Source organism: Enterobacter sp. C4G1 (assembly GCF_052886895.1).
In genome coordinates, this window is record NZ_JBQVVV010000001.1 from 974,704 (window position 1) to 995,381 (window position 20,678).

Annotated in this window: 16 protein-coding genes; 9 read left to right on the forward strand and 7 right to left on the reverse strand. The window is 55.1% G+C overall.

Features of this window, described 5'->3' with window-relative positions:
• Nucleotides 1-8: 8 nt before the first annotated feature.
• Nucleotides 9-329 carry a PTS fructose-like transporter subunit IIB gene (locus ACT9TW_RS04685; RefSeq protein ID WP_166718497.1) on the reverse strand — a complete coding sequence of 107 codons (321 nt, stop codon included), beginning with the start codon at nucleotides 327-329 and terminating at the stop codon, nucleotides 9-11.
• A gap of 14 nt (nucleotides 330-343) precedes the next feature.
• Nucleotides 344-1,423, reverse strand: a complete 1,080-nt coding sequence (locus ACT9TW_RS04690) for a PTS fructose transporter subunit EIIC (protein WP_446491774.1) — start codon at nucleotides 1,421-1,423, stop codon at nucleotides 344-346.
• Nucleotides 1,424-1,727: 304 nt separating this feature from the next.
• Between ACT9TW_RS04690 and ptsP the strand changes: the two genes are divergently transcribed.
• Genes ptsP through gldA form a run of 3 tightly spaced genes read left to right on the forward strand, consistent with a single transcriptional unit; the run spans nucleotide 1,728 to nucleotide 6,020 of the window.
• Complete coding sequence (ptsP, locus tag ACT9TW_RS04695; RefSeq protein WP_446491775.1) at nucleotides 1,728-4,229, forward strand: phosphoenolpyruvate--protein phosphotransferase; 2,502 nt, start codon at nucleotides 1,728-1,730, stop codon at nucleotides 4,227-4,229.
• A 12-nt stretch (nucleotides 4,230-4,241) separates the two neighbouring features.
• Nucleotides 4,242-4,904 carry a fructose-6-phosphate aldolase gene (fsa, locus tag ACT9TW_RS04700; protein WP_182062986.1) on the forward strand — a complete coding sequence of 221 codons (663 nt, stop codon included), beginning with the start codon at nucleotides 4,242-4,244 and terminating at the stop codon, nucleotides 4,902-4,904.
• A 12-nt stretch (nucleotides 4,905-4,916) separates the two neighbouring features.
• Nucleotides 4,917-6,020: a bifunctional L-1,2-propanediol dehydrogenase/glycerol dehydrogenase gene (gene gldA / locus ACT9TW_RS04705; RefSeq protein WP_166718501.1), complete on the forward strand. Its 1,104-nt coding sequence runs from the start codon at nucleotides 4,917-4,919 to the stop codon at nucleotides 6,018-6,020.
• 63 nt (nucleotides 6,021-6,083) lie between these two features.
• Here the strand turns inward: gldA and katG are convergent, their stop codons facing one another.
• The 4 genes from katG to metB all read right to left on the reverse strand — a co-directional run bounded on the left by katG (nucleotide 6,084) and on the right by metB (nucleotide 13,161).
• Nucleotides 6,084-8,264: a catalase/peroxidase HPI gene (gene katG / locus ACT9TW_RS04710; RefSeq protein ID WP_446491776.1), complete on the reverse strand. Its 2,181-nt coding sequence runs from the start codon at nucleotides 8,262-8,264 to the stop codon at nucleotides 6,084-6,086.
• 208 nt (nucleotides 8,265-8,472) lie between these two features.
• A complete protein-coding gene (metF, locus tag ACT9TW_RS04715) occupies nucleotides 8,473-9,363 on the reverse strand; it encodes a methylenetetrahydrofolate reductase (RefSeq protein ID WP_014072337.1) in 891 nt (296 codons plus the stop codon).
• A 202-nt stretch (nucleotides 9,364-9,565) separates the two neighbouring features.
• A complete protein-coding gene (locus ACT9TW_RS04720) occupies nucleotides 9,566-11,998 on the reverse strand; it encodes a bifunctional aspartate kinase/homoserine dehydrogenase II (protein WP_315687336.1) in 2,433 nt (810 codons plus the stop codon).
• A gap of 2 nt (nucleotides 11,999-12,000) precedes the next feature.
• Complete coding sequence (metB, locus tag ACT9TW_RS04725) at nucleotides 12,001-13,161, reverse strand: cystathionine gamma-synthase (protein WP_182062991.1); 1,161 nt, start codon at nucleotides 13,159-13,161, stop codon at nucleotides 12,001-12,003.
• Between the two features lie 279 nt (nucleotides 13,162-13,440).
• Here metB and metJ point away from each other — a divergent pair, with 279 nt between their 5' ends.
• Nucleotides 13,441-13,758, forward strand: a complete 318-nt coding sequence (metJ, locus tag ACT9TW_RS04730) for a met regulon transcriptional regulator MetJ (RefSeq protein ID WP_007369220.1) — start codon at nucleotides 13,441-13,443, stop codon at nucleotides 13,756-13,758.
• A 48-nt stretch (nucleotides 13,759-13,806) separates the two neighbouring features.
• On the opposite strand, the gene rpmE is transcribed toward metJ, so the two are convergent.
• Complete coding sequence (gene rpmE, locus ACT9TW_RS04735) at nucleotides 13,807-14,019, reverse strand: 50S ribosomal protein L31 (protein ID WP_014072341.1); 213 nt, start codon at nucleotides 14,017-14,019, stop codon at nucleotides 13,807-13,809.
• Nucleotides 14,020-14,224: 205 nt separating this feature from the next.
• Between rpmE and priA the strand changes: the two genes are divergently transcribed.
• The 5 genes from priA to hslU all read left to right on the forward strand — a co-directional run bounded on the left by priA (nucleotide 14,225) and on the right by hslU (nucleotide 20,652).
• The gene (gene priA, locus ACT9TW_RS04740) at nucleotides 14,225-16,420 is read left to right on the forward strand and encodes a primosomal protein N' (protein ID WP_446491777.1); all 2,196 of its coding nucleotides are present in this window, start codon (nucleotides 14,225-14,227) and stop codon (nucleotides 16,418-16,420) included.
• Nucleotides 16,421-16,550: 130 nt separating this feature from the next.
• Nucleotides 16,551-17,576 (forward strand): DNA-binding transcriptional regulator CytR, encoded by a 1,026-nt coding sequence (cytR, locus tag ACT9TW_RS04745; protein WP_182062993.1) that lies wholly within the window; start codon nucleotides 16,551-16,553, stop codon nucleotides 17,574-17,576.
• A gap of 93 nt (nucleotides 17,577-17,669) precedes the next feature.
• Entirely contained in the window at nucleotides 17,670-18,683 is a 1,014-nt protein-coding gene (ftsN, locus tag ACT9TW_RS04750) for a cell division protein FtsN (protein WP_446491778.1), read from the forward strand.
• A 94-nt stretch (nucleotides 18,684-18,777) separates the two neighbouring features.
• Complete coding sequence (gene hslV / locus ACT9TW_RS04755; protein ID WP_014072345.1) at nucleotides 18,778-19,308, forward strand: ATP-dependent protease subunit HslV; 531 nt, start codon at nucleotides 18,778-18,780, stop codon at nucleotides 19,306-19,308.
• A 9-nt stretch (nucleotides 19,309-19,317) separates the two neighbouring features.
• Nucleotides 19,318-20,652, forward strand: coding sequence for an HslU--HslV peptidase ATPase subunit (gene hslU / locus ACT9TW_RS04760; protein WP_182062995.1), 1,335 nt, complete (start codon nucleotides 19,318-19,320; stop codon nucleotides 20,650-20,652).
• The last annotated feature ends 26 nt before the right edge of the window (nucleotides 20,653-20,678 follow it).

Genomic DNA, 20,678 nt, shown 5'->3' on the forward strand with positions numbered 1-20,678 from the left:
GGAGAGCATCAGGCGGTTTGCGCCAGATGGGCATCAATTTTGTTCATGATGGCGTCGGCGCGTTTGACTGCGTCACTGATATTGACGCGAACGATAGTCTTCCCGGCAAAACGCTCTTCAAATTTAATGCCGATATCTTTGGTCAGGATAACCATATCCGCCGCGGCAATATCTTCACTTGTCAGCTCGTTCTCAAGACCAATCGACCCCTGTGTTTCAACCTTCACCTCCCAGCCTTTGGCTTTAGCCGCGCTTTCCAGCGCTTCGGCGGCCATGTAGGTATGGGCAACGCCAGACGGACATGCTGTTACTGCGATAATTCGGGCCATGTTCTCTTCCTCATTCAGTTAATTTCGAAATCCAGATCCAGGTCATCCTCTTTTTTCTCGACCTGTTTCGCATTCCTGCGGGCAAGGCTCTTCAGCACGTTGACGCTAATGGCCGTCACTAATGCCCCCACTGCAACCGCTGCGATATAGCCAAACTTGCCTTCCACCACAGGAAGAACGATCAGCCCACCCCATCCGGCATAACACTGTGTCCCCATCACGGCAGCCGTTACCGCACCACACGCAGAGCCCAGCATGATGGAAGGAATAACGCGCAAAGGGTCGGCAGCGGCAAACGGAATAGCCCCTTCGGTGACACCCACACAACCCATCACCAGCGCCGCTTTACCCGCTTCACGTTCTTCATCAGTAAAATTTTTACGGTTAATCAGCGTCGCCATGCCTAAACCCAGTGGTGGAACACAAATACCGACCGCTGCAATCGCCACCACGGTATAGACACCCTGAGCGACGCAAATAAGCATGAAGGCATAAGCCACCTTGTTTATTGGGCCGCCCATATCAAAGGCCAACATGAGTCCGATGATGACGGCCAACACCACGATGCTGCCTTGCTGCATTCCCTGTAGCCATTGTGTTAAGCCCGCCGTTAACGCACCCACAGGTTCGCCCAGCCCCCACATCATGATGCCCGCAGTAATAAAGGTGCCGATGACAGGGATAATGAAAATAGGCATAACGGAGCGCAGGATCTTTGGCACCGGCAGTTTTTTCAGGTACCAGACAACAATCCCACCGAGGATCCCGGCAATAATGGCCCCGAAGAAACCAGCGCCGAAGCTGTTACCAACCCAGGCCGCTATGGCGCAGGGAGCCAACGCAGTACGTTCTGCAATGGAATAGCCTATGTAAGCCGCCAGAAAGGGAACCATCAGCGTTAACCCCGCGACGCCGATATCGAACAGTTTTTTCAGGTTGGGATCCGTTGCGGCATCCGGTACAGCGCCCTTGCCATACAGCATGACCGAGACCGCCAGCAAAATGCCGCCCGCGACCACGAACGGGATCATATGTGACACCCCGGTCATCAGATGCTGCCGCGTGTTCTTGAGAATATGCACCAACTCTTTCATATGCCGCTCCTGGACTATATCCATAAAGATGTTGTGGCAAACAATAGGCAATCAGGAAGAGGCCGGACAGGAGACAAAAAGGCCATTTACTGGATTTTTGTAATGTCGAAATAAAAATGCGATCCGCCTCGACATTTCATACCCAGGTCTTATTAAGCAAACCATCACAACCTGTGAGTCAAATCTCACTTTCGAAGGGATATTACATTTGTCCAGCTTTTGGCAGATTTGTCACATGGCGCTCTTCATCACCACACTCGTATGCTGTCTGCAATAAATGACTATTGGTTTCAGGAGTGTGTGTATGGCTCTGGTTGTGGAATTTACCTGTGAACTGCCTAACGGCGTTCACGCGCGTCCGGCAAGTCATGTTGAAACGCTGTGCAATACGTTTATCTCGCAAATTGAGTGGCACAACCTGCGTAACGACCGTAAAGGCGATGCCAGGAGTGCACTGGCTCTTATTGGCACCGATACCCTGGCAGGCGATGCCTGTCGTCTGATTATCAACGGCGAAGATGAACAAAGCGCCCACCAGCGGCTGGCACAATGGCTGCGGGATGAGTTTCCCCACTGTGATGCCCCGCTTGCTGAAGCCATCAATACCGAACTTGACCCATTGCCGGAATCACTCACCCGCCTTAACCCCACGCTGTTCCGTGCACTACCCGTATGCAGCGGCAGTGCACAGGGCATCCTGACATTATTAACGTCGCTGGATCTCAACGCCCTGTCCGATTTACCCGATGCAAAAAGCCCGGAAGAAGAACAGTCTGCACTGGATAGCGGCCTGACTCTGCTGGTGAAAAACATTGAGCTACGTGCGCTGGACACCGACAGTACTGCCAGCGCCATTCTGGAAGCACATCGTTCGCTGGCTACGGACACGTCGCTGCGCCAACACCTGCTGGCAGGAGTGAACCAGGGGTTGAGTTGTGCGATGGCAACTATCGCAACAGCGAACCATTTCTGCGGCGAGTTCTCCCGTTCCAGCAGCAGTTATTTGCAGGAACGTGTGCTGGATGTCCGCGATGTCTGCTATCAGCTTTTACAGCAAATCTACGGGGAACAGCGTTTCCCAACGCCAGGACAACTCATCCAGCCGACCATTTGCCTCGCGGATGATTTAACGCCCGGCCAGTTTCTGGAACTTGATAAAACCATGCTCAAAGGGCTGCTGTTAAAAAGCGGCGGAACAACCTCGCATACCGTGATCCTTGCGCGTTCTTTTAATATCCCGACGCTGGTCGGCGTTGATAGTGAAAGCTTGCTTCAGTGGCGTAACCAGCCCGTCTTTGTGGATGGCAATGCTGGCGCTGTTGTGGTCAACGCCTGCGATGCAGTGGCACGCTACTACCGCCAGGAAGAGCGCGTGCAACAAAAGATAAGCGAGCAGCAAAGTCTCTGGCTTAACCGTGAGGCCAGAACAGCCGATGGACTGCGAATCGAGATTGCCGCCAACATTGCCCATGCGGCAGAGGCTCAGGCGGCATTCGGCAACGGCGCAGAGGGGGTTGGCCTGTTCCGCACCGAAATGCTGTATATGGATCGCACCAGCGCACCCGGCGAAAACGAGCTATACAACATTTTCTGTCAGGCGCTTGAATGTGCAAACGGGCGCAGCATTATTGTACGAACCATGGATATCGGCGGTGACAAGCCGGTGGATTACCTGAACATTCCGGCAGAGAACAACCCCTTCCTCGGCTACCGTGCCGTACGCATTTATGAAGAGTACTCTGTGCTTTTCGCTACCCAGCTGCGGGCAATCCTGCGTGCCTCCGCGCATGGCAAACTAAAAATCATGATCCCGATGATCTCCTCCATGGAAGAGATCCTGTGGGTAAAAGAAAAACTCGCCGAAGCGAAACAGCAACTTCGCGCCGAACATATTCCGTTTGATGAGAAAATCCCTCTCGGCATCATGCTGGAAGTGCCATCGGTGATGTTCATCATTGACCAGTGCTGCGAAGAGATTGATTTCTTTAGCATCGGCAGCAATGACCTGACGCAGTATCTGCTGGCTGTCGACCGCGACAACGCCAAAGTCACACGGCATTACAACAGTCTGAACCCGGCATTTCTTCGGGCGCTGGATTACGCCGTGCAGGCCGTTCATCGCCAGGGAAAATGGATTGGCCTGTGTGGTGAATTGGGTGCGAAAGGCTCGGTGCTGCCACTGCTGGTTGGCCTGGGGCTGGACGAACTCAGCATGGGCTCGCCTGCCATCCCTGCCACCAAAGCCCGTCTGGCACAACTTGATAGCCGCGCCTGTCGGCAGCTGCTGAACCAGGCGATGGCTTGCCGCACCTCACTCGAAGTTGAACACCTGTTGGCGCAGTTCCGCATGAATCAACAGGACACACCGTTGGTGACGCCGCGCTGCATTTCACTGCATAACGACTGGAACAGTAAGGAAGAGGTCATGAAAGGAATGACCGACAACCTGCTGCTCGCAGGGCGTTGCCGCTATCCCCGCAAGCTGGAGGCCGATTTGTGGGCACGCGAGGCCGTATTCTCCACCGGGCTTGGCTTTAGTTTCGCCATTCCGCACAGCAAATCCGAACATATTGAGCAATCCACCATCAGCGTTGCACGCCTGAAATCCCCGGTTATGTGGGGCGATGAAGAAGCGCAATTCATCATTATGCTCACACTGAACAAACACGCCGCAGGCGACCAGCATATGCGTATTTTCTCCCGCCTGGCTCGTCGCATCATGCATGAAGATTTCCGCAGCGCACTGGTTAACGCCAGCTCAGAAGAGGCAATCGCCTCCCTGTTACAGCACGAATTAGAACTTTAACGAGGAAGAGTAATGGAACTGTATCTGGATACCGCCAACGTGGCGGAAGTTGAACGCCTGGCGCGCATCTTCCCCATTGCGGGTGTTACCACCAACCCAAGTATTGTGGCTGCCAGCCGTGAATCTATCTGGGACGTGCTGCCACGACTGCAAAAAGCCATCGGGCCGGAAGGCACGCTGTTCGCCCAGACCATGAGCCGTGATGCAGAGGGCATGGTGGCAGAGGCCAAACGCCTGAGTAACGCCATACCGGATATCGTAGTGAAAATCCCGGTGACCGCTCAGGGGCTTATCGCGATCAAAGCGTTGAAAAAAGAGGGGATTACCACGCTAGGTACCGCCGTTTACAGCGCCGCGCAGGGTTTACTGGCCGCACTCGCAGGGGCGAAATATGTCGCACCGTATGTCAACCGCGTAGATGCACAGGGCGGTGATGGCATTCGCATGGTTCAGGAGCTGCAAACTCTGCTGGAACTGCACGCGCCAGAAAGCATGGTGCTGGCCGCCAGTTTTAAAACACCACGACAGGCGCTGGACTGCCTGCTTGCCGGATGTGAAGCAATCACACTTCCTTTAGATGTAGCGCAACAAATGCTCGGCACTCCGGCGGTAGAGTCAGCCATAGAGAAGTTCGAGCAAGACTGGAAAAACGCGTTTGGTAACCTCAACCTCTAAGGGAGAAATGTTATGGACCGTATCATTCAATCGCCGGGGAAATACATCCAGGGCGCTGATGTTCTCACCCGTCTGGGCGACTATCTGAAACCGCTGGCAAAACGTTGGCTGGTGGTTGGCGATAAATTTGTACTGGGTTTTGCCGAAGAGACCCTGCGTGAAAGCTTCAAAAAAGCGGAACTGCACGTCGAAATCGCACCCTTCGGCGGCGAATGTTCGCAAAATGAAATTGACCGTCTGAAAAAGCTGGCCGACAGCGCCGACTGCATGGCGGTACTGGGTATTGGCGGCGGTAAAACGCTGGATACCGCTAAAGCACTGGCTCACTTTATGGACGTGCCGGTTGCTATCGCCCCAACCATTGCCTCTACCGATGCACCTTGCAGCGCCCTTTCCGTTATATATACCGACAGCGGTGAGTTCGATCGCTACCTGATGCTGCCACACAACCCGAACATGGTGATTGTCGATACCAAAGTGGTGGCGGGCGCACCAGCACGCCTGCTGGCGGCGGGTATTGGTGATGCACTGGCCACCTGGTTTGAAGCTCGCGCCTGTTCCCGCAGCGGCGCAACCACCATGGCGGGCGGCAAATGTACCCAGGCTGCTTTAGCGCTGGCGGAACTGTGCTACAACACGCTGGTTGAAGAGGGTGAAAAAGCGATGCTGGCAGCGGAACAGCACGTGGTCACACCGGCGCTGGAGCGCATCATCGAAGCCAATACCTATCTCAGCGGCGTCGGTTTTGAGAGCGGCGGGCTGGCAGCAGCGCATGCCATTCATAACGGGATGACGGCAGTACCAGAAGCCCACCACTTCTATCACGGTGAAAAAGTGGCGTTCGGCACACTCACACAGCTGGTTCTGGAAAACGCACCGGTTGAAGAGATAGAAACCGTTGCCGCGCTTTGCCACAGCGTAGGGCTGCCAATTACCCTGGCGCAGCTGGATATCAAAGAGAATATTCCGGCGAAAATGCGTCTGATCGCTGAAGCGGCCTGTGCAGAAGGTGAAACCATTCACAACATGCCGGGCGGTGTGTCGCCGGATCAGGTTTACGCCGCGCTGCTGGTTGCAGACCAGTACGGACAGCGGTTCTTACAGGAGTGGGAGTAACAAAAATTGCCGGGTGGCATAGCCGCCGGGCAAAAAAATCCCCGCCGAAGCGGGGATTTTTATTTACTTCAGGTCAAAACGATCCAAATCCATCACCTTCGCCCATGCCGCAACGAAGTCGCGAACGAACTTCTCGCTGGCATCGCTGCTGGCGTACACTTCAGCCAGTGCGCGCAGGACAGCGTTAGAACCGAATACCAGGTCGGCGCGGGTTGCGGTGTATTTCACATCACCGCTGGCGCGATCGCTACCGGCAAACAGCTCGCTGGACGCATCAGTCGCTTTCCACTGGGTATTCATATCCAGCAGCTTCACGAAGAAGTCATTGCTCAGCACACCTTCACGGTCAGTGAACACGCCGTTTTTGCTGCCATCAAAGTTAGCACCCAACACACGCAAACCACCCACCAGCACCGTCAGTTCAGGCGCAGTCAGCGTCAGCTGCTGGGCTTTATCAATCAGCAGCGATTCTGTTGTCGCAGCGTCAACCTGCGCACGGTAGTTGCGGAAGCCATCGGCAATCGGTTCAAGCAGGGTAAACATCTCGATATCCGTCTGGTCCTGACGCGCATCAACACGGCCCGGCGTAAACGGTACGTTAACGTAAACCCCTGCGGCTTTCGCCGCCTGCTCAACACCGACCACACCCGCCAGCACGATGATATCGGCCAGTGAAGCTTTGTTGGTCGTGCGCTGAATAGCTTCCAGCGCTGGCAGGGCACGAACCGCTGCAGCGTTAACATCCCAGTCGCGTTGTGGTACCAGCGCCAGACGCGCACCGTTGGCACCGCCACGCTTATCACCACCACGGAAGGTCGACGCAGACGCCCAGGCAACAGAAACCAGTTCGCTGATGGAAAGGCCGGATGCCGCGATTTCCGCTTTCAGGCTCTCAATGTCTTCCTTAGAAGGATTGAACACCGCCTGCGGCAGCGGATCCTGCCAAATCAGATCTTCTTTCGGTACTTCCGGGCCAATGTAACGTGATTTTGGCCCCATATCGCGGTGGGTCAGCTTGAACCACGCACGCGCAAAGGCTTCATTGAAGGCCTGCGGATCGTTGAGGAAGCGACGAGAAATCTTCTCGAACTCAGGGTCAAAACGCAGGGTCAGGTCGGTGACCAGCATAGTTGGTTTGCGTTTTTTCGACGGGTCGAACGGGTCAGGCATGATGTCTGGCGCGTTAACGGCTTCAAACTGAATCGCCCCTGCCGGGCTGCGGGTCTGAACCCACTCGAATTTGAACAGGTTCTCGAAGAAGTAATTGCTCCACTGAGTCGGGGTTTGCGACCAGATAACTTCCAGGCCAGATGTAATCGCATCAGCCCCTGCTCCGCTGCCAAAACTGCTTGCCCAACCCAGGCCCTGAGATTCAATTGGTGCGGCTTCTGGGTCAGTGCCTACATGCGTTGCTTCACCGGCACCGTGTGTTTTACCCAGCGTATGGCCGCCGGCAATCAGGGCGACAGTCTCTTCGTCGTCCATTCCCATGTTGCCGAAGGTTGCGCGGATCGCCGCGGCCGCAGACAGCGGTTCGCCGCTGGCGTTTGGCCCTTCCGGGTTGACGTAAATCAGACCCATTTCAGTGGCAGCTAAAGGACGCTTCGCCAGCGCTTCAGGATCGCGATGGGTCAACCAGGCTTTTTCATCACCCCAGTTCACATCCTGATCTGGCTCCCAGACGTCTTCACGCCCGGCACCAAAGCCAAAGGTACGGAAGCCCGAGTTTTCCAGCGCCACGTTACCCGCCAGGATAAACAGGTCAGCCCAGGAAATTTTCTGCCCATATTTCTGTTTGATAGGCCACAACAGGCGGCGTGCTTTATCCAGGCTAACGTTATCTGGCCAGGAGTTCAGCGGCGCAAAGCGCTGTTGACCGCGTCCTGCACCACCGCGTCCGTCAACGGAGCGATAAGTACCAGCACCGTGCCAGGCCATGCGAATAAACAGGCCCGCATAGCTGCCCCAGTCGGCAGGCCACCACGGTTGAGAGTCGGTTAAGAGTGCTTTGAGATCGCCCTTGAGGGCTGAGTAGTCGAGCTTGCTGAATTCTTTGTGGTAATCGAAGTCCTCACCCAGTGGGTTCGAACGGTTGGAATGTTGATTCAGAAGATCGACACGAAGTTGCTTAGGCCACCACTCTTTACTGCCGGTACCAGCACCCGCGCTAAGATCAACGCCGCCCTGATGGAACGGACACTTACCGGCTGATGCCGCTTTATTGGTATCGTCTGACGTGCTCATCGTTGTGCTCCCTTTACAGTATTACTGTTACGATATACGCCCTTATTGATAAGGTATAGTTGGGATAACCCACAGATTCGATAGTTAATTCCGTTTAATTTCACATTGAAAATATGTGACTTTTGTACGTCAAAGGCAGCATTGCTGAACTGGCAGGAAAATAAAACCCTTATAAATCAAAAAACCCTCCGAAGAGGGCTTTTATTTGTTACACGCCAGGTCGAACGCCGAGCGTGTGGCAAATGGCGTAACTCATTTCCGCGCGGTTCAGAGTATAGAAGTGGAAGTCCTTCACCCCTTCACGACTTAAGATCTTCACCATGTCCATCGCGATATTTGCGCCCACCAGCTTGCGTGTTTCCGGGTCATCGTCCAGCCCTTCGTACATTTTAGACATCCAAAGCGGAATGCGCACGTTGGTCATGTCAGCGAATTTTTTCGCCTGTTTGAAGTTAGACACCGGCAAAATGCCAGGAATGATTTCAACGTCGATGCCCGCAGAAACGCAGCGGTCACGAAAACGCAGATAACTTTCTACGTCGAAGAAGAACTGGGTGATGGCGCGGTTTGCCCCGGCATCCACTTTACGTTTCAGGTTGAGCAAATCCGCCTGCGCGCTTTTCGCTTCCGGGTGAACTTCCGGGTACGCGGCAACGGAGATATCAAAGTCCGCCACCTCTTTCAGCAGCGTCACCAGGTCAGCCGCATACATTTCTGGTTTGCCGCTGCCCGGCGGCAGGTCACCACGCAGGGCGACGATATGACGAATCCCGTTGTTCCAGTAGTCCTGGGCGATGGCGCGCAGTTCATCGCGGGTAGCATCGATGCAGGTCAGGTGCGGAGCCGCTTCCAGACCGGTTCTGTCTTTGATGCCCTTGATAATGCTGTGCGTGCGGTCACGCTCACCGGAGTTTGCACCGTAAGTCACGGAGACAAATTTCGGTTTCAGGCTGCTCAGGCGATCGATAGAGCTCCACAGGGTTTGCTCCATTTCACTGGTGCGCGGCGGGAAAAATTCAAAAGAGACGTTAATCTGGCCGTTTACTTCGGCCAGGCTCTGATTCAGGGCTTCCCGCTGGTTGGCGTGAAAAAAGCTCATACCTTACCTCATCAATCGCGTGTCGTTGTTTGTTGTGATTCGAACTTCTATACGTTTAGACGTCCAGATGTAAAAATGACGGAAAAGCGGAGTGGCGTCAACAGAAATAATCAGCAATAACGGTGAGGATTGCTCAGGGAAGATGAGGGAAGTTCATGATGAAGAGAAGTCCCTCTCCCGGTGGGAGAGGGAATAATTGAAATTACAGCAGCTTAGCCAGACGGTTGATGTCGGACTGAATTGCCCCAGCGGTCACATCGCGACCAGCACCCGGGCCACGGATCACCAGCGGGTTATCGCGATACCAGCGGCTTTCAATCGCAAAAACGTTATCGCACGGCAACAGCGCCGCCAGCGGATGCTCAGGGCGCACCGCTTCAACACCGACTCGCGCTTTACCGTTCGCCTCGAAGCGCGCCACATAGCGCAGCACCAGGCCCATTTCTTGTGCCGCTTCCAGACGTTGCACCATCTGGTCATTCAGTTCGTCACCGTTTTCGAAGAAGTGGTCGACAGAACCTTCCTCACAACCCGCAGGCACCAGTGACTCCACGCGCACTGCGCCCGGCTCGATGTCATACCCCGCTTCACGCGCCAGGATAACCAGTTTACGCATGACGTCTTTCCCGGACAGGTCCACGCGCGGGTCTGGCTCGGTCAGCCCTTGCTGCCACGCCTGATCCACCAGGTCGGTGAAAGGAACCGTGCCATCGAATTGCAGGAACAACCAGGAAAGCGTGCCGGAGAAAATCCCGCTCAGCGCCAGAATACTGTCGCCGCTTTCAATCAGATCGCGCACGGTATGGTTAACCGGCAGGCCCGCGCCAACAGTCGCGTTGTACAACCAGTGACGGCCCGTTTTTTCGAACGCGTCATGGATTTGACGGTATTTATCGGTGCTGCTCGCGCCCGCCAGTTTGTTGGCACTAATGACATGGAAGCCGTGGCTGGCGAAATCCAGATACTGATCGGCAAGCTGTTCACTGGCCGTGACGTCCAGCACGACCAGGTCATCATACGGGTGCGCACGCATCCACAGGAACAGTGACTCTTCATCCTGTTCAACTGCTTCATCATTAAAGAAGGCAAGTGCGCGGCTGGCATCCAGACCTTCGTAATTCAGCAGGCTACGGCGGCTGTCCACTACGCCCGCGAGAATAAATTCAAACCCGGTACGCGCTGAAAGCGTCTCTTGCTCACGCGCGAACAGCTCCAGCCAGCGAGAACCGATATTCCCTTTGCCGAACAGCACCAGGCCGATACGCTTTTCCGCGCGGAACAGAGAGGTGTGCAGACCCTGAATCAGGCTCTCAGTTGGTCCTTTACGCAGAACGGCCACCAGACTGATGCCCTCTTCCGACTGCCAGGTAAACTCAACCGGCTGGCCTTTCAGCTGCTGCCAGAAGCGGTGGCAGTGCAGCGGATTACGGGTGACACCTGCGCCCACCATCGCGACCAGCGCCAGCCCCTGACGCAGGCGAAGTTCACCCGGCAGGCCAGCTTCATCAAGAATTTTCAGTGCGCTGTCGGCCACTTCTGCGGTGTAGCAAAATTGCAGCAGCTGGCGATCGTTATGCACGCCAACGGCTAACGGACGCACCTGCGCACGTTTCAGAATAAGGTCGATGTCTTTGTGTGCCAGTTTGAAATCCTGGCCGGCTGGCACCTGGAACTCAATCAGGCAGATGTCGTCATGGCTGGTGACGATACGTGCGCCCGTGCCGGAGGCCAGCACACGCTCAATGCGAGTTGAGCCCTGATCCGGGGTATAGCTACAGCGCAGTTGCAGGTCGATATCACTGCCCGAAACCGGCTGAAGCGTACGGGCGTGCAGCACCGGAGCAGCCAGACGTGCCAGCTCGCTGGCTTCATCCAGACGCAGCAACGGCAGCAGGCAGGCATCTTTCACTTTGCGCGGATCAGCGCTGTAAACACCCGCCACGTCACTCCAGATAGTCACACGGGAAACACCGGCCAGCGCACCGATTTGTGTTGCAGAGTAGTCAGAGCCATTACGCCCCAGCAGCACGGTTTCACCCGCGTTGCTGCGGCTGATAAAGCCGGTCACCACAATACGTTTGCCCGGGTGCTGCACCAGCAGCTGTTGCAGTAACGGATAAGACAAGCCTTCGTCGACCTGCGGCTGTGCAGCACGCTCAGCGCGCAGGAAGTCGCGCGCATCAAGCCACGCGGCTTCAACACCCTGGTGTTGCAAAACGGACGCCATCAGACGCGCAGACCAGACCTCACCGTGACCCACCACTTCGGCATACACCGCATCGGTAATGCCGCTATCAAGCAGGGCAGCCAGGCGCTCAAGGTCATGGGTAAATGCGGAAATCAGCCCATCAGCGACCTCGGCTGGCAGCAAGCCGGCAATGAGTTCGCTCTGGTAACGACGTAAGGATTGTTGAACCTGATGCGCAGAAAGGCGATCGGTCTGGCTTAATTTCAGCCAGCTAATCAACTGGTTGGTGGTGCTGCCAGCCGCAGAGACAACCATCATGTCACCCGGCTGTGAATACTCTGTCATGATCCCTGCGACACGCAGGTAACATTTCACATCAGCAAGACTACTACCACCAAACTTGTGCAGCTGACGACCCTTCGCCCCTGCCTGCGCTATCACACTCATGATTACCCCTTGGCTGCGACCTGGAAGCCATTTTCCAGATCGGCAATTAAATCTTCAGAATCTTCAATACCGGTTGAAATACGCAGCAGCGTTTCAGAAATACCGGCGGCGGCACGTGCTTCGGGTGCCATCCCTGCGTGCGTCATGGTCGCGGCGTGGGAGATCAAGCTTTCGACCCCACCTAATGATTCCGCCAGCGTAAACAATGACAGCCCGCTCAGGAAGCGACGCAGCGTTTGCTCATCGCCATCCAGTTCAAAGCTTAACATCGCGCCAAAACCCTTCTGTTGACGCGCGGCAAACTCATGCCCCTGATTTTCCGGCAGCGATGGATGATACAATTTTTTCACCAGCGGCTGCGTTTTCAGGAAATCGACAATCGCCAGGGCATTACGCTGAGCCGCTTCCATGCGCGGCGACAGCGTGCGAATGCCACGTAACAACAGGTAGCTATCAAACGCGCTTGCGGTGACGCCAATGTTATTGGCCCACCATGCCAGTTCGGTGACAACGTCGGGATCTTTTGCAATCACCACGCCCGCCACCACATCAGAGTGGCCATTCAGATATTTAGTGCATGAATGCAATACAAGATCTGCACCCAGTGCCAGTGGGTTCTGGAGGGCCGGACTGAGGAACGTATTATCCACTACACTTATCGCTCCCGCATCCCTTGCGAGCTGACAAATTTTGGTAATATCGACAACGCGCAACAATGGATTGCTTGGGCTTTCCACCAGAACCAGCTTTGGTTTCTCTGCCAGCGCCTGTTTCAGGGCTTGTTCGTCGTTTTGATCAACAAACAACACGCGATAACAGCCCCGTTTTGCCAGGCTGTCGAACAGACGATAGCTGCCGCCATAACAGTCGTGCGGCGCAACCAGCAGATCGCCAGGTTTCAGGAAGACCGTTGTCACCAGATGGATGGCAGACATACCGGTGTTGGTTAACACCGCACCTGCGCCACCTTCCAGCTCCGCCAGCGCGCGCTGGGTAACATCGCGCGTAGGGTTGCCACGACGGGAATAGTCGTGCGCACGGGGTTCATTAAATCCGGTGAAATTGTAAGTACTGGAAAGATGAATCGGCGGGACAACACAGCCGTACTGCTCGTCATCATTCAATCCGCTACGCACTGCGATGGTGGCCTGTTTACGCGTCATGGTGAAGGCTTCCTGGCTTATTAGGTGAAAAGTCAGCCACCAGAGTAAACATTGAAAGTATGGACGTCAATACATCTGGACATCTAAACTTCTTTGCGTATAGATTGAGCAATGCGCAAATAGCCGTTAAAATTATATGCTTTAGTGCACGCCGCAGTGCCAATATCCGTGCCACGGTAGTGTCTCTACGGTAAACTACGCAAGATTACGGTCCAAAACACTCCTTATTACAGGGTTTTGCACCTTTAGATTAATGACTGAGAGGATTAAAGGTATCTCATGGCTGAATGGAGCGGCGAATATATCAGCCCATACGCTGAGCACGGTAAGAAGAGTGAACAAGTAAAGAAAATTACGGTTTCCATTCCTCTGAAGGTGTTGAAGATCCTCACCGATGAACGTACGCGTCGTCAGGTGAACAACCTGCGTCACGCGACCAACAGCGAACTGCTGTGTGAAGCATTTTTACATGCGTTTACCGGTCAACCGTTGCCGAATGATGAAGACCTGCGTAAAGAGCGCAGCGATGAAATCCCGGAAGAGGCAAAGGTGATTATGCGTGAACTGGGTATCGACCCGGATACGTGGGAATACTGATTTGCAGAGACAAAAAAGGCACCTTTCGGTGCCTTTTTTTCGGGAAACTTATTTAGCGCCCGGGATGCTGAAACGCTTGTTGAAGCGGTCAACACGGCCACCGGTTGCAACATCACGCTGCTTACCAGTGAAGAACGGGTGGCATTTGCCGCACACGTCCAGGTTCAGATCGTGACCCACGGTGGAGCGGATCTGGATAGAGTTACCGCAAGAGCAGTTTGCAGTAATCATTTCGTATTTCGGGTGAATATCTTTTTTCATGGGAGAACCTCAGTTAAGGCCGCGTCGCTCTTCCAGCCCTAACGCCAGACACCACGCGATGTTAATAGTATAGGTTTTGACACTGCATAAAGCGCATCAAAGGCGGCGAATCATACAGAATTTGACCAGCGTATGCAAACTGATCCGCACGCCGCTTTTACTAATGTGTATACTAACGCGCCACTTTTCAAGTCAGGAAGATTCGATGCCCGTCGCTCACGTTGCCCTGCCCGTTCCGCTTCCCCGCACCTTTGACTATCTGCTGCCCGACAGCATGAATGCCAAAGCGGGCTGTCGCGTGACCGTGCCCTTTGGCAAGCAGCAGCGCGTGGGGATCGTGGTTTCCGTCAGCGATAAAAGTGAGCTTCCCGTTAATGAACTGAAAGCCGTTGCAGAAATGCTGGATAACGAGCCGGTCTACTCAACGAGCACCTGGCGGCTGTTGCTGTGGGCGGCGGAATACTATCACCACCCGATTGGCGATGTTCTGTTCCATGCCCTACCCATTTTACTGCGCCAGGGTAAGAGCGCCAGCCATGCGCCGATGTGGTACTGGTTCGCCACCGAACAGGGGCAAGCGGTAGACATTAACAGTCTGAAGCGTTCCCCTAAACAGCAACAGGCGCTGGCAGCCCTGCGCCAAAGGCGCATCTGGCGCCATCAGGTTGAAGAGCTGGACTTTACTGACGCGGCACTTCAGGCACTGCGTAAAAAAGGGTTGTGCGAGCTAGCAAGCGAAGCGCCCGCCCTTTATGACTGGCGCGACAGTTTTTCCGTTTCCGGGGATCGTCTGCGCCTGAATACCGAACAGGCTACCGCCGTGGGGGCGATTCACAGCGCCGCCGACCATTTTTCCGCCTGGTTGCTGGCGGGTGTTACGGGTTCCGGCAAAACCGAAGTTTATCTTAGCGTGCTGGAAAATGTGCTCTCTCAGGGCAAGCAGGCGTTGGTCATGGTGCCGGAAATCGGCCTGACGCCTCAAACCATCGCCCGTTTTCGTGAACGTTTTAATGCGCCGGTGGAAGTCCTGCACTCCGGCCTGAACGACAGCGAACGCCTCAGCGCGTGGCTCAAAGCGAAAAACGGTGAAGCTGCCATTGTCATTGGCACGCGCTCGTCGCTGTTCACCCCGTTTAAAAATCTGGGCGTCATCGTAATAGATGAAGAGCATGACAGCTCCTATAAACAGCAGGAAGGCTGGCGCTATCATGCTCGCGACCTGGCCGTTTATCGCGCCCACAGCGAGCAGATCCCGATTATTCTCGGCTCCGCCACGCCTGCGCTGGAAACGCTGCACAACGTCCGCCAGCGTAAATATCACATGCTGCGCCTGACACGCCGCGCGGGGAACGCCCGCCCGGCCATTCAGCATGTGCTGGATTTGAAAGGTCAGCAGGTGCAGGCAGGGCTAGCGCCTGCATTGATCACCCGAATGCGCCAGCATTTGCAGGCCGGGAATCAGGTGATCCTGTTCCTGAATCGACGCGGATTTGCCCCGGCGCTGCTCTGCCATGACTGCGGATGGATTGCGGAATGCCCACGCTGCGACCACTACTACACGCTTCACCAGGCACAACGCCATTTACGCTGCCACCACTGCGACAGCCAAAGACCTATCCCGCGCCAATGCCCGTCTTGTGGCTCGACGCACATGGTGCCGGTCGGCCTGGGGACGGAACAGCTGGAGCAAGCACTGGCCCCGTTCTTCCCGGATGTTCCCATCTCACGTATCGACCGGGACACCACCAGCCGCAAAGGCGCGCTTGAGCAACAGCTCGCGGAAGTTCATCGCGGTGGTGCGCGTATATTGATTGGGACTCAAATGCTGGCCAAAGGGCACCACTTCCCGGATGTCACGCTGGTCGCCCTGCTGGATGTGGATGGCGCGTTGTTCTCTGCCGATTTCCGCTCCGCCGAACGTTTTGCCCAGCTCTATACCCAGGTGGCCGGTCGCGCCGGTCGCGCCGGGAAGCAGGGAGAAGTGGTGCTACAAACCCACCACCCGGAACACCCTCTGTTGCAAACCTTGCTGCATAAAGGCTATGACGCGTTTGCCGAACAAGCCCTGGCTGAGCGTCAGACCCTGCAACTGCCGCCGTGGACCAGCCACGTGATCATCCGCGCGGAAGATCATAATAATCAGCAGGCACCGCTGTTCCTCCAGCAGCTCCGCAATCTGCTGCAAGCCAGCCCACTGGTGGATAACCAGCTGTGGATTTTAGGGCCTGTTCCTGCGCTGGCACCCAAGCGGGGTGGGCGTTTCCGCTGGCAAATTTTATTGCAGCACCCCTCGCGTATACGCTTACAACATATTGTCAGCGGCACGCTGGCATTGATAAATACCCTGCCGGAAGCACGTAAGGTTAAGTGGGTCCTGGATGTTGATCCCATTGAAGGCTAAGCCTCTGTTGCGAGACGGATCGAAAAAATTCAACCTTCCTCACACTTTTTATGAAAATTCTGTAACCGCTCTCATAAACTATCTGTAAAAATGAGGTGTCAGAAGTTCGGTGTTCATGCGAGGAGAAGACGTGAAGTCCAGGAAAGAGGTTGCCACGGCGACCATGAAAGACGTTGCCCAGAAAGCACAGGTATCTACGGCAACCGTGTCCCGCGCATTAATGAACCCGGATAAAGTCTCCCAGGCGACACGCAATCGGGTAGAGCAGGCGGCGCTGGAAGTCGGCTATTTCCCGCAGGCAATGGGACGTAACGTTAAGCGCAATGAATCGCGCACGATACTGGTGATAGTGCCGGACATCTGCGATCCCTTCTTTAGCGAAATCATCCGCGGTATTGAAGTGACCGCAGCCGAGCAAGGCTATCTGGTACTGATTGGTGACTGCGCTCACCAGAATCAGCAGGAAAAAACCTTTATTGACCTCATTATCACCAAGCAGATCGACGGTATGTTGCTGCTCGGCTCGCGCCTGCCCTTTGATGCCAGCATTGAAGAACAGCGCAATTTACCGCCGATGGTGATGGCGAACGAATTCGCCCCAGAGCTGGAACTGCCGACGGTGCATATCGACAACCTCACCGCAGCCTTTAACGCGGTGAACTATCTTCAGGATCTGGGGCACAAACGTATTGGCTGTATCGCCGGGCCAGAAGAGATGCCGCTGTGTCACTACCGCTTGCAGGGCTACGTTCAGGCTCTGCGCCGTACCGGCGCGACGGTCGACCCGCATTATATTGCGCGCGGTGATTTCACCTTTGAAGCCGGTGGGCTGGCGCTGGAAAAACTGCTGGCGCTGCCGGAACCGCCAACGGCGGTATTCTGCCACAGTGATGTGATGGCGCTGGGTGCGTTGTCTTATGCCAAACGCCGCGGTCTGCGCGTGCCAAAAGATCTGTCAATTATCGGGTTCGATAATATTTCTCTTTCAGAATTTTGCGATCCACCGCTTTCAACCGTCGCGCAACCGCGCTACCAGATTGGTCGCGAAGCGATGCTCCTTCTGCTGGATCAGCTGCATGGTCAGACAGTTAGTAGCGGATCACGTCTGCTGGATTGCGAACTGATTGTGCGCGGCACTACCCAGGCATTGACTTAAAGTAAACGCCTTTAGGACACCCTTATCTGGTCAAAGCCCCGCCGCTTAAGTAACATGGCGGGCTGACGAACGAATAAATACAGCGAAACGATAGTGGCACAACGAGATTATGTACGTCGCGGCCAGCCGGCACCTTCGCGACGCAAAAAGAGTAGCTCAAGGAATAAGCAACGTAGCCTGCCTGCTGTCTCCCCGGCGATGGTCGCTATTGCCGCGGCCGTAGTGGTAGCCTTTATCGGTGGCCTGTACTTTATTACTCACCATAAGAAAGAAGATGCCGAGGCGCTTCAGGGCAACAAGGTTGCCGGGAATGGCTTACCGCCAAAACCTGAAGAGCGCTGGCGCTATATCAAAGAGCTGGAAAGTCGCCAGCCGGGCGTTCGCGCACCTACTGAGCCTTCTGCCGGTGGTGAAGTCGTGAACGCGAATCAGCTGACCGACGAACAGCGTCAATTATTGGCCCAGATGCAGGCCGACATGCGCCAGCAGCCGACACAGCTGAACGAAGTGCCGTGGAATGAACAAACGCCAGCACAACGCCAGCAAACGCTGCAACGTCAGCGCCAGGCACAGTTGCTGAGCCAACAGCAGCAACCACAACAGCAGTGGACGCAAACTCAGCCAGTACAGCAGCCTCGCACGCAGCCGCGTGTGACAGAGCAGCCTTACCAGCAGCCACAGCAGCAAACGCGTACCGCACAGGCACAACCTGTTCAGGCGCCTAAGGCACAAACGCAGAAACAGGCGACTCAGGCCCAGGCGTATCAGGATCTGTTGCAGACCCCTACGCACACCACGGCACAGCAACCGAAGACGCAACAGGCCGCCCCGGTCACGAAAGAGACGGAAGCGCCTAAGCAAACGGCTGAGAAAAAAGACGAGCGCCGTTGGATGGTTCAGTGCGGTTCGTTTAAAGGTGCAGAGCAGGCCGAAACGGTACGTGCTCAGCTGGCATTTGAAGGATTTGATTCACGCATCACCACCAACAATGGCTGGAACCGCGTGGTGATTGGCCCGGTCAAAGGCAAAGAAAATGCCGATGGCACTATCTCCCGTTTGAAAGTTGCCGGTCACACAAACTGCATTCGACTCGCTTCCGGGGGTTGAAACCCCCAAATTCCCCCCCATCTATCATTCTATTCAGCCCTGAGCACAGGCTCAGGGCTTCTGTTTCCCGATTCTGTAACCAGGGGGTCTGCTCGTGACAACAATAGTAAGTGTACGCCGTAACGGCCAAGTGGTAATCGCCGGTGATGGCCAGGCCACGCTGGGTAATACCGTCATGAAAGGCAACGTGAAGAAAGTCCGTCGTTTGTACAACGACAAAGTGATCGCCGGTTTTGCAGGCGGTACCGCTGATGCCTTCACGCTGTTTGAACTGTTTGAACGCAAACTGGAAATGCACCAGGGTCATCTGGTGAAAGCCGCCGTTGAGCTGGCGAAAGACTGGCGTACCGATCGTATGCTGCGCAAGCTCGAAGCCCTGCTGGCTGTGGCCGATGAAACCGCTTCGCTGATTATCACCGGTAACGGTGACGTTATTCAGCCCGAAAATGACCTGATTGCTATCGGCTCTGGCGGCCCGTACGCCCAGGCTGCTGCCCGCGCGCTGTTGGAAAATACCGACATGAACGCACGCGATATCGCGGTGAAGGCGTTGGATATTGCAGGTGATATCTGCATCTATACCAACCACAACCACACCATCGAAGAATTGACCTCCAAAGCGTAAGGATCTCCCATGTCTGAAATGACCCCACGCGAAATTGTCAGCGAACTGAACAAACACATTATCGGCCAGGATAACGCGAAGCGTTCCGTGGCTATCGCCCTGCGTAACCGCTGGCGTCGTATGCAGCTCGATGAAGAGCTGCGTCACGAAGTGACCCCAAAAAACATTCTGATGATCGGCCCGACCGGTGTCGGTAAAACCGAAATCGCCCGCCGTCTGGCGAAGCTGGCCAACGCGCCGTTCATCAAAGTGGAAGCGACCAAGTTCACCGAAGTGGGCTATGTTGGTAAAGAAGTGGATTCTATCATCCGCGATCTGACCGACTCCGCTATCAAGATGGTGCGCGTCCAGGCCATCGAGAAGAACCGCTATCGTGCCGAAGAGATGGCTGAAGAGCGCATTCTCGACGTGCTGATCCCACCGGCTAAAAACAACTGGGGCCAGTCTGAACAGCAAGCTGAGCCATCCGCCGCACGCCAGGCATTCCGCAAAAAACTGCGTGAAGGGCAACTGGACGACAAAGAGATTGAGATCGATCTTGCTGCCGCGCCGATGGGTGTTGAAATCATGGCACCTCCAGGTATGGAAGAGATGACCAGCCAGTTGCAGTCGATGTTCCAGAACCTGGGCGGCCAGAAGCAGAAAGCGCGTAAGCTGAAAATCAAGGACGCACTGAAGCTGCTTATCGAAGAAGAAGCGGCAAAACTGGTGAACCCGGAAGAGCTGAAGCAAGATGCAATCGATGCGGTTGAGCAGCACGGTATCGTGTTTATCGACGAAATCGACAAAATCTGTAAGCGTGGTGGCAACAGTTCCGGCCCTGATGTATCCCGTGAAGGCGTTCAGCGCGACCTGCTGCCTTTGGTTGAAGGCTGCACCGTCTCCACCAAGCACGGTATGGTGAAAACTGACCATATCCTGTTTATCGCGTCAGGCGCATTCCAGGTTGCCAGCCCATCCGACCTGATCCCGGAATTGCAGGGTCGTCTGCCAATCCGTGTAGAGCTTCAGGCACTGACTACGGAAGATTTCGAACGTATCCTGACCGAACCAAACGCCTCTGCTACCGTACAGTACAAAGCGCTGATGGCGACCGAAGGGGTTAACCTTGAGTTCACCGAAGACGGTATCAAACGTATCGCCCAGGCCGCATGGCAGGTGAATGAAACCACCGAGAACATCGGTGCGCGTCGTCTGCACACCGTACTGGAACGCCTGGTGGAAGATATCTCTTATGATGCGAGCGACCTGAACGGTCAAAGCATTACCATTGACGCAGAATATGTGAGTAAACATCTGGATGCGTTAGTGGCAGATGAAGATCTGAGCCGTTTTATCCTATAATCGCGGTTACTGCATTCTCATCACTG